Origin of the sequence: Microbacterium sp. 69-10, from assembly GCF_001897945.1 — a bacterium.
Lineage (GTDB): Bacteria > Actinomycetota > Actinomycetes > Actinomycetales > Microbacteriaceae > Microbacterium.
Genome location: NZ_MKRT01000027.1, coordinates 52,075 through 53,804 on the forward strand (window position 1 = coordinate 52,075; position 1,730 = coordinate 53,804).

At 68.8% G+C, this 1,730-nt stretch carries 2 protein-coding genes; one reads left to right on the plus strand and one right to left on the minus strand.

The window, feature by feature from the left end; all coding sequences use genetic code 11:
• Positions 1-119: 119 nt before the first annotated feature.
• Entirely contained in the window at positions 120-1,106 is a 987-nt protein-coding gene (locus BGN97_RS14250) for an IS481 family transposase (protein WP_292702846.1), read from the plus strand.
• On the opposite strand, the gene BGN97_RS14255 is transcribed toward BGN97_RS14250, so the two are convergent.
• Positions 1,103-1,730, minus strand: a 628-nt coding sequence (locus BGN97_RS14255; protein WP_292702850.1) for a beta-galactosidase small subunit, incomplete at its 5' end; no start/stop codon positions are given. The genes BGN97_RS14250 and BGN97_RS14255 overlap by 4 nt on opposite strands.

Sequence of the window (1,730 nt, forward strand, 5' to 3'; positions counted from 1 at the left end):
ATCCCGCTTTCGGTGGTGCAGAAGCCTCCGGCTTCGCCGCCCAAGCGCTGCGCCACTACGCCCAGAGCCACTGAAAAGCACCCTTCGGGATGGTCGCTACGACCGAAGGGAATGCCGCCATGACTCATGCCAATGCAGCACTCACTCCACGTCACCGCCTCAAGGTTGCGCGGCTCGTCGTTGACGAGGGCTGGCCTGTCAGCGAGGTCGCTGCCCGCTTCCAAGTGTCCTGGCCGACCGTGAAGCGCTGGGCCGACCGCTACCGCGCAGGCCAACCCATGCAGGACCGGTCGTCACGACCTCACCACTCACCCACCAAGACCGACACGGCGACCGCGAAGCGCTGCATCCAACTCCGTCTCCGGCTTCGCGAAGGGCCGGTGCAGTTGGCCTGCCGGCTCGGGATCGCGCCGTCGACCGTCCATCGGATCCTGGCCGAGGCGCATCTGAACCGGCTGTCCCATGTCGACCGCGCCACCGGTGAGCCGGTTCGCCGCTACAAGCACGACCACCCCGGGGCGATGCTCCACGTCGACGTGAACAAGCTCGGCAACATCCCCGACGGCGGAGGCTGGCGCTACGTCGGCCGCCGCCAGGGCGAGAAGAACCGCGCCGCTACACCCGGCAAGCCGAAGAACAAACACTACGACCCGTTGATGGGAAAGGCCTACGTCCACACCGTCATTGACGACCACTCCCGCGTCGCCCACGCCGAGATCCATGACGACGAAACCGCCCAGACCGCCACTGCAGTCCTGGTGCGGGCCGTTGAGTGGTTCAACGCCCGCGGCGTGACCGTTGAGCGGGTCCTGTCGGACAACGGCGGCGCTTACCGCTCACACCTGTGGCGAGACACCTGCGCTGAGCTGGGTATCACGCACAAGCGCACGCGGCCGTATCGGCCCCAGACCAACGGCAAGATCGAGAGATTCCACCGCACCTTGGCCGACGGTTGGGCCTACGCCCGCTGCTACACCTCCGAAGCCGAACGCCGTGGCGAACTCGACGGCTGGCTCCACTACTACAACCACCACCGGCCCCACACGGCCTGCGGCAACCAGCCGCCATTCTCACGATTGACCAACGTCCCCGGTCGGTACACCTAGATCCCCCGGAAGGCGAACCGGAACTCGAGGTCGCCGGTCGGCAGCAGGTGCTCGGTCAGCGGACGCGCACCCCACGAGTCGTCGCCGGCGACGCCGCGGCGCATGAGCGCCGGCCGCACGATCGTGCGGTGGATCGGCGGCAGCTCGTTCGGATGGAGTGCGCTCTCGATCTCGGCGGGCGTCCAGCTCAGAGCCGAGAACTCCATGGTCGGATCGCCCTCGAAGCGCAGCCCGACGCCCTGGGCATCCGTCACCTCGGCCCAGCGCACGCCCGTGCGGTTCCCCGCCTCCTGCGGGTTCAGGTAGGGCGTGAGCATGTCCGGCACGCGGCGGTCGTAGACGCCGAGCCGGGCGCCCGCGCGGCGGTCGACGTAGCACCCCTCCGGCCCCTCGCCGTACCAGCGCACCCGGTCGTAGTCGGCGGGCATGGCGAGCATGGTCGCGAACTCCGGCATCGCGGGCATGCCCTCGGGCACATGCATCCGCTGCGTGACCTCCACCCGGCCGGAGCCGTCGATCAGGTAGCTCAGCTCGCAGTGCGTGACCGGGGTCGTCGGCAGCTCGTAGCGGTAGCCGATGCGCACCCCATGCTCCTCCTGCGCCACCGAGATGTCCGCCGGCTCG

What these genes read in the sequence shown, in the direction of transcription:
- BGN97_RS14250 (WP_292702846.1), top strand. Translation starts at nt 120, where the DNA reads ATGACTCATGCCAATGCAGCACTCACTCCACGTCACCGCCTCAAGGTT.